General features: G+C 39.7%; 5 protein-coding genes and 1 pseudogene. 2 read left to right on the top strand and 4 right to left on the bottom strand.

The annotated features are described in order from the left end of the window. Positions 1-10: 10 nt before the first annotated feature. Complete coding sequence (glyS, locus tag G337_RS0114280; RefSeq protein WP_028864501.1) at positions 11-2,077, top strand: glycine--tRNA ligase subunit beta; 2,067 nt, start codon at positions 11-13, stop codon at positions 2,075-2,077. 448 nt (positions 2,078-2,525) lie between these two features. Beyond that, positions 2,526-3,773: a valine--pyruvate transaminase gene (locus G337_RS0114285; RefSeq protein WP_028864502.1), complete on the top strand. Its 1,248-nt coding sequence runs from the start codon at positions 2,526-2,528 to the stop codon at positions 3,771-3,773. A gap of 83 nt (positions 3,774-3,856) precedes the next feature. Here G337_RS0114285 and G337_RS0114290 read toward each other — a convergent pair whose 3' ends face one another. The 4 genes and pseudogenes from G337_RS0114290 to G337_RS26305 form a co-directional block, all read right to left on the bottom strand. Continuing rightward, entirely contained in the window at positions 3,857-5,248 is a 1,392-nt protein-coding gene (locus G337_RS0114290) for a vWA domain-containing protein (protein WP_028864503.1), read from the bottom strand. Next, a complete protein-coding gene (locus tag G337_RS0114295) occupies positions 5,249-6,877 on the bottom strand; it encodes an AAA family ATPase (RefSeq protein WP_028864504.1) in 1,629 nt (542 codons plus the stop codon). It abuts the gene before it with no gap. Positions 6,878-7,080: 203 nt separating this feature from the next. Next, entirely contained in the window at positions 7,081-7,482 is a 402-nt protein-coding gene (locus G337_RS0114300; RefSeq protein WP_028864505.1) for an ATP synthase subunit I, read from the bottom strand. 189 nt (positions 7,483-7,671) lie between these two features. After that, positions 7,672-7,982: pseudogene (locus G337_RS26305) on the bottom strand (IS4 family transposase); the annotation flags it as partial.

The raw sequence follows: 7,982 nt of genomic DNA on the forward strand, positions 1-7,982 counted from the left end.
GGCAAGTTTCATGTCACAAGAAAATTTACTGATTGAACTGGGAACTGAAGAGTTACCACCGAAATCATTACGTAAACTTGCTGAGTCTTTTGCAAGTAACGTTGAAGCAGAATTAAATAAAGCGGAATTAGCATTTGATAATGTACGCTGGTTAGCGTCTCCACGCCGTTTAGCTTTAATTATTTCCAACCTGTCGAGTGCACAGACAGATAAAGTTGTTGAAAAACGCGGTCCTGCAGTGAATGTTGCATTTGATGCTGAAGGTCAGGCAACTAAAGCCGCACAAGGCTGGGCACGTTCCAACGGTATCACTGTTGAACAGGCTGAGCGTCTGGTTACTGATAAAGGCGAGTGGTTATTATTTAAGTCGGAAGTTAAAGGTCAGTCTGTTGCACAACTGATCCCCGGCATTGCCGCTGGTGCACTGGCTAAACTGCCGATTCCTAAACCAATGCGCTGGGGCTCTGCTGCGACACAGTTCATTCGCCCTGTTCATACTGTCACTATGTTATTTGGTGAACAGCTGATTCAAGGTGAATTATTAGGTGTTGAATCAGATCGTGTTATCCGTGGTCATCGCTTCCTGGGTGAAGCGGAGCTGGTACTAAATCATGCAGATCAGTATGAAACATTATTAGACGACAGCGGAAAAGTTATTGCTGATTATGAGCGCCGTAAAGCGATTATTCGTGATCAGGTTGAAGCACTTGCCGCTCACGAAAACGGTGTTGCTGCTATTGATGACGATCTGCTTGAAGAAGTAACTTCACTGGTTGAATGGCCTGTTACACTGATTGGCTCTTTTGAAGATAAATTCCTTGCGGTACCTTCTGAAGCGCTTATGTACACCATGAAAGACAACCAGAAGTATTTCCCGGTATTAGATAAAGCAGGAAACTTACTGCCGCGTTTTATCTTTGTTTCTAATATTGTCAGCCGTGATCCTGCCCAAGTGATCAGCGGTAATGAAAAAGTTATCCGTCCTCGTCTAGCGGACGCTGAGTTCTTTTTCGAAACAGATAAAAAGAAAACGCTGGCAAGCCGTTTAGAGTCTTTATCAAGCGTATTATTCCAGAAGCAGCTTGGCACGCTTAAAGAGAAATCTGAGCGTATTTCAAATGTTGCTGAAGATATTGCACTGCAGATTAAAGCTGATACTAAACACGCGCAACGTGCAGGTTTATTATCTAAAACTGATTTAATGACTGAAATGGTAATGGAATTCCCAGACGTTCAAGGCGTGATGGGTATGTATTACGCGAAACATGACGGTGAAGATCATGAAGTTGCTGTTGCATTAAACGAGCAGTATTTACCGCGTTTTGCTGGTGACAAACTGCCGACCTCATTGGTGGCGTGTGCTGTTTCTTTAGCTGACAAACTGGATACGCTGGTGGGTATCTTCGGTATCGGTCAGGCGCCTAAAGGTGATAAAGACCCGTTTGCCCTTCGTCGTGCGGCGATTGGTTTACTGCGTATTGTTACAGATAAAAATCTGGATTTAGATATTGTTGAATTAGCTGAAATTGTTAAAGCACAGTACGGTAGTAAATTAACCAACGACAATGTTGTTAATGATGTTGTTGATTTTCTGTTTGCCCGTTTCCGTGCAACTTACCAGGCAAATGGTTTTTCAGTTGAACTGATTCAGTCTGTATTGGATCGCCGTCCTACTAAACCTGTTGACTTTGAAAAACGTATTCAAGCTGTTGCTAAGTTCCAGGAACTGCCTGAAGCAGCGCCGATTGCAGCCGCCAACAAACGTATTAGTAATATCTTAGCGAAAGTTAAAGGTGATATTAATACAGATGTAGATGCTTCTCTGTTTGAAGAAGACGCTGAAAAGGCATTAGCTGAAATTTTAGGCTCTCTAGAAAGCAAGCTAAGCCCTTTATTTGCAGCCGGAGACTACGAGGCAGCCTTGTTCGAACTTGCCTCTCTACAAGCGCCTGTGGACGTATTCTTCGATAACGTAATGGTTATGGCTGAAAATGACGCAGTAAAACAGAACCGTTTAGCAATATTAAACCGCTTACGTAATCTGTTCCTGCAGGTTGCCGATGTATCCGTTTTATAATATGAACACTTAATTTACGGGTTACTGTAAATTTACATTGTTTTTAAAAGCTCAGTTTTTACTGAGCTTTTTTGTATGCGCTGAAATTTTATATTTTTTCGCTTTGCCTGCTATGGTATATACCCATGATACCTCAAGGTGCTTTATCAGGACTCAGCTCGGAGACCAGAATAAGGCACAGTATGAGGGTAATGGTGATCCCTTATTGAATGCTGTAACGCGATACTGGTTTTCGATCTGAGCCCCCGAAGGGCAAGCCAAATTGCACTCATCTACGTCGTTATAAAGTCTCAATGTAGAGCAACTATACTTCAATTTTATGCCTAGCATCTAAGTACAATTTGACTTGCTGATTTTGCATCTTGAAGTAACATGGGTATAACAAACTATAATTTTTACCTGTTTCATGTGAAACATACTTCTAAAGAACAGCAATATAGGAAAATAAATGCCTTACTCAATCTTCGGAAATAAATTTACCCAGCATTCAGGAATTACTGAACTAATGGATGACCTCAATGAGGGAGTTCAAGGCGGGGATGATATTTTAATGCTGGGCGGTGGTAATCCGGCATCAATACCGGAGATTCAAACTCGACTGGCGGAGTTAATGCAGGAGTTGTTAACCCAGGGAAAGCTCGTTAATACACTGGCCAACTATGACGGCCCGCAGGGCAAAAACACTTTTATCAATGCACTTGCCGAGTTGTTTAATGATCTCTACGGCTGGGATTTAAGCTCGGAAAATATCATGCTTACTAACGGCAGTCAGAATGCCTTCTTTTATCTGTTTAATTTATTAGGCGGAAATTTCAGTGCTGATAAAAAGAAAAAAATTCTATTCCCATTAGCTCCTGAGTATATCGGTTATGCTGATGCCAGTGTTTCTGAAGATGCATTTGTTGCTGTTCGTCCAAAAATAACTGAATTAGAAAACGGCTTGTTTAAGTATCATGTTGACTTTGATGCGTTAGAAATTAATAAAGATGTCGGGGCTATCTGTGTTTCTCGTCCAACTAATCCGACTGGTAATGTATTAACCGATGAAGAGATAAACCACCTGGATCAGCTAGCACGGGAAAATAATATTCCACTGATTATTGATAATGCTTACGGCACCCCTTTCCCGAATATTATTTTTGCACAGGCAACACCATTCTGGAATGCGAATACCATCTTATGCTTAAGTTTATCTAAATTTGGTTTACCAGGAGCACGCTGCGGTATCGTTATTGCTAATCCGACTATTGTTAAAGCTATGTCTAATTTATCCGGGATTATGGCACTGTCCCCTGGTGGAATAGGACCGGAAATCGCGCTGCCTTTAGTTAAAACAAAAGAGATTATTAAGCTTAGTGATGAGGTGATCAAACCCTATTATCAAAGTAAAGCTGAGAAGGCAGTGGCACTTCTACAGTCAAAAATCAGGACAAATAATTTTAAAATCCATAAAGCTGAAGGTGCTTTGTTTTTATGGTTATGGTTTAAAGACCTACCGATTTCTTCAAATGAATTGTATAAAAACCTTAAAGCAAAAGGTCTGCTGATTGTATCTGGACATTATTTTTTCCCGGGTTTAGATCAGGAATGGAAACATACCCAGGAGTGTATTCGTTTGAACTATGCACAGGAAGATGATGTAGTTGAGCGCGGTATTAGCATTTTGGCTGATACGATTAATGAGTTATACCAATAAGAAAAATGGAATCTGTTCCACGTGAAACAAATAATTTGTAAACGTGGAACAGCAATTTATTGATTGAATTTCCTAAAATTTTATCAGCGGATTTGATTAAAGCGTTTGCTTAAAATAGATGAGTATTTCCAGATATGATCGAAGACATCCATCAGATCCGGGTTGCCGTCCGATGACAGACAAACGGCATGAAATCTATTTTTATTAGCTTTTAAAACCCGTATTTCATTAGCCAGACTGCTGGGCAGTTTCTGTGCGATAAAGTCTGAAATTATCAGGGTGTCGGCATTCTTGTACTGCTGCCCTTTCATTAGTTCAATTGACTTGGTTATAACCGGTTTTAAATCAGTTCCTCCGCGAAAACTTGAAGATAAAAAGGTCAGCACAGTCGCAAGACTGGTTGTTTTAGTTATTGGAAAAGTAATGACCTCATTAGAAAACATCATAAGAAAACACTGGCGCTTCTGTTCAAAAGCTATCTGAAATAATGCGTAGCAGATAGATTTTGCCGTCAGCTCAGGAGAGCCTTTCATGGATGTGGAGCTGTCCACACAGATAATAAACGGACCGCCGTTTTCTTCATTATCATCTGCAGTATCTCTGAACTGAGTTACTTTTTTATACTGATCAACGGCACCCTGGTACTGATAAGATAATAAATGTCGTTCGATATAACGCTTATAAAAAATAATTTCCAGTTCTGGAAAGGTTAAATTAACCGCTTCGGTCTGAAGCATTCGTGATATTTCATTGCTGTAACTGACTCCCTGCATATCATCTGGAATATCGTCCTGATAACTGTTATCTAAAACCCATGTCTCGTAGCTGTTAGGAGTTTCTTTATTTTCGACATGGGCAATAGCCATTCTTCCTAACTGCGCAGCAATAGCTTTTAACTCGGGGCTTTTAGTCAGATGCCTGCTAAAGCGCTGCAGCAGGCTGATATCTATATGGGTGAGCCTGCCTTTAGACAGATCCCAAAGACGCTCTCCATTGCTTAACAGTTCGTCGTCAACAACTGCAGTTAAATTCTCTAAATTTTCATTTCTCAGCTGCAGTTCTTTTAATAACTCTTTTCTTTTTTCTTCTATTAATTCTGTCTGGTGCTGGTGAACAGCCTGTTCGATAGACTGCTGCCACTGATCAATAAAAACAGCAAAAAAGACTGTATCCGGCATGGTCTGATTCTGCTGAAGCAGAGAAATTCCCGACGGGTAGAAGTTAGAATCAGCTTGTATTTTTTCTAGAATTGAAGGGGCTTTGCTGCGTAATTTTGCCGGAGATAAAAGGCGGGACATCTCACATAGCGTTATTTCATTATTTAAAGGAGCAGGCATTGGAGCTTCAGCTAATAATGAAATCAGGCCGCTTTTCCAATTCTCAATATATTTATCCTGCACCTCATCCGTATCACGACTTTGAGTGGTAATTTCCAGCAGAGCCTGATCAATTAATGAAGTGTATATAGAAGACACTTAGGCACTTTGTCCGAAAAGTTTAGCGGTGGCAGACAAGCGTACCATGAATGCATCTTTGCGCTCTTTAATGTTATTTAACTCTAAAGTTAATGCTCCTAAACTTTTAGCCACATCTTCAATAAAATCTTTTGCAACAAAAATATTTTTGTTCATTGTGCTGAATTCCACCTGGTTTTTTAAAATACTGCTTTCTATTTTCTGTATCTCTTGATCCAGGGCCTGTAGGGGTAATAACCAGTTTTCATTAATATCTAATACAGCTTCGCTGCTTAATACCGCAACCGGAATTGCCTGATTAGAAAAGTTCTGCACATGCAGGTGGCGGTTTTCATCAACAGTAAAATTTAACCAGGTGCCTTTAATACGATCGTTAACATAACCTTTTACTACACATGAACCGGTTTTAATCTGCTTTTGGAAATCATCTAAGCCCAGGTATAACCATTGCGCTTTTTCCTGTGAGCCCTCTTCTAAAATGTCATATTCGCCGATTAAAGCAATCTTACACATATTAGGCAGGCCGTTATGAACTTGAGTGCTAACCTGCTGATCATTTAATTTATAACGTATTTTAGTGAGTCTCATATCGGAAGCTAAGCGGGTTGCAAAACGATCTGCAAATTCATTATCCAGCAATAGTATTTTTTCGTTCAGCTCTACTATTGTACTTTTTACTTCATCCTGGTCACAAAAGCGCTGTTTTGCAAAATCATGAATAACTTCTAGAATGGCATCTCTTGAAGCGAGGTCATGCCAGATACAGTCTTTTAATATAAACAGATCTGTTTCTAAAACTTCACTGCGTCCGTTAAAGTAAGCACAGGCCTGCAGCAGTTTCATGGACTTTTTCCAGCGTCGGTCCGATACATAAATCGGCTCTTTAATTTTACTGCCGCTGCTGTTTCGTTGTTCTAAAAAAAGCTTTAATTCATAAATAAGCTCAAAACAATGCTCGCTTAAATTTACTTCTGCGATCTCTTTCTGCCATAGTTCAAATTCATCATTGCTTACTTTTTTTACATTTCCTGCACTTCTGCTGAGCGGTTTCTGCACCATCATAGCTTTAAAGTTTCTTTTATCCTGAATAGGCTGTAAATATAAACGAAGCAGCATGCGGTCATATAATGCCTCTAAACCAGCATCGGCTCCAGGAAGCTCATTTGAAGCGGAAACAATCACCCGCATCGGTACATTTTCGTGCTCTACGCCGTTATGGAAAGTTCTTTCATTAATAACAGTAAGCAGAGTATTTAGAATCGCCGGTCCGGCTTTCCAGATTTCATCTAGAAAGACTACTTTTGCTTTCGGTAGATACCCTTCGGTTAAGCGGATATATTTACCTTCATCTTTTAAGGCTTTAATCGATAAAGGACCAAATATTTCTTCTGGTGTGGAGAACCTGGTCATTAAATATTCGAAATAACTTTCATCTTCAAATATTTTAATCATACGCTTGGCTATTAAGCTTTTGGCTATTCCAGGAGGGCCTAATAAAAAAACGCTTTCACCGCTAAGTGCTGCTAATAAACATAATCTAATCGCGTCTCTGCGCTCATAAATACCATAAGAGAGCTGATCAATTAATGCCTCAATACGATCCGCAATGGTGTTCTGTAAAACCGTCATTTAACTTTCCTGGAAATATAAAAATATCTGAGTGCCACATTACATGAGATACAGCCGCTATGAAAATTTATCTGTGATTTGAACTATATGCATATGATACATATCAACTAGACTGGGGGTTTTAAGTATTGTGTGGGAGCAATCCAGGAGAGTTTTTAAAGTGTAAAGACTGGTCCTTCAGTCGTTGTATACACTACAAAAAGTTAACAGGTAACAGCCTTTGCTGGAAGCGGTCGCAATAAACTGAAAACTTGTGAAAACATAACAATGGTAAAGGTGATAAACAGGTTGAAATGATCAACTTGCGGGTGATTCAGCACAACAGCAAACAGCAGGATCATTAAAGTAAACTTACAAAAATATCCAAACAGCATGAGAGAGTTAGTTAACAGCTGCTTTCCTTTTCCCATAAATAGAAAAGATAATTTAGTGAATATAAACTGCGGAACCAGAAAAATAAGCCCGCCTAACAGTGCCGATCGTGCCGAACGGTGATCAGATGTAAATTCCGTCATCAGCACCATGAACACAACGAGCAGCAGTTGCCCAAGAAGCAGCTTTAAAGCATGACTTCTTATTGCTAGTTCATAGAGAGAGTGCGCCATTATATTATTAACCTTATATGTTGTATTAAATGAAATTTACAGCGTGTGTGGACCGCTGTTTCGCGCGATAATTATACATATATTTGCGTTTTTTGTATAAATAACAAGCAGGGAAATGTGCTGTATTTCGTGTTTTTTACCTTAAAAGAGATATAAAAAAGCCAGCATAATTAGCTCAATGCCGTTCGGTTAAGCAATTTTAGGCTTATATCTTAACGGGTACCTTGATGGTATATAAAGCACTGAACGTGGAAACGTTCGGTGTTTTCTTTTTTTAGGCAAGATAAAATGCTTAACATCTTCGCGCATAAGCTGTAATTTTTTCGGAATTGTGCCGTTACCTGAGAGTGCATATCCGCGGATCTGCATATCTATAATGCAAATAGCTGATGTAAAGCTAACTCGGGTAGGCTCGACCTTTGCTTCTTGGGCTATATGTACCATTTCAAGTCGGATCAAGTTATACCCAAGTAATACTCCCCATAACTCCTGCCTTACCC

Origin of the sequence: Psychromonas aquimarina ATCC BAA-1526 (assembly GCF_000428725.1) — a bacterium.
GTDB lineage: Bacteria > Pseudomonadota > Gammaproteobacteria > Enterobacterales > Psychromonadaceae > Psychromonas > Psychromonas aquimarina.